The sequence below is a fragment of the Synechococcus sp. CCAP 1479/9 genome, assembly GCF_019038535.1.
Taxonomy (GTDB): Bacteria; Cyanobacteriota; Cyanobacteriia; order PCC-6307; family Cyanobiaceae; genus Cyanobium.
In genome coordinates this window covers 1-335 of sequence record NZ_JAFKRK010000087.1, presented here as the reverse complement: position 1 = coordinate 335, position 335 = coordinate 1, and the positions used below count along the sequence as shown (strand labels likewise).

General features: G+C 60.0%; 1 protein-coding gene. It reads left to right on the top strand.

Annotated elements, in window-relative coordinates:
• Positions 1-335 (top strand): calcium-binding protein (locus KUG38_RS16815; protein ID WP_286196176.1); only part of this gene is annotated, 335 nt, incomplete at both ends.

Sequence of the window (335 nt, the reverse complement as noted above, 5' to 3'; positions counted from 1 at the left end):
GGCGGAGCGGGCGATGACCTGCTGCATGGCGGCGCGGGCCGTGACTGGCTGGTGTCGGGGAGCGGCAATGACAGCCTGAACGGTGGAGTTGGGGATGACGTGTATGTGATTAGTCAGGGCGGCGAGCGAAAGGAGATCATTGACACGGACTACCTGGTTGGGAATCGCGATGTGGTGATGTTCACGAATGTGAAGCCATCCGATGTGCGGCTGGTGGAACGCCATGGTTTCCAGCTGTACCTGCACTACGGAAGTACGGATCGTCTATGGGTGGAGAACTACTTCGCCTCGGAGGTGCACCGGATCGAGGAGTTCCAGTTCGCCGATGGAAGCCG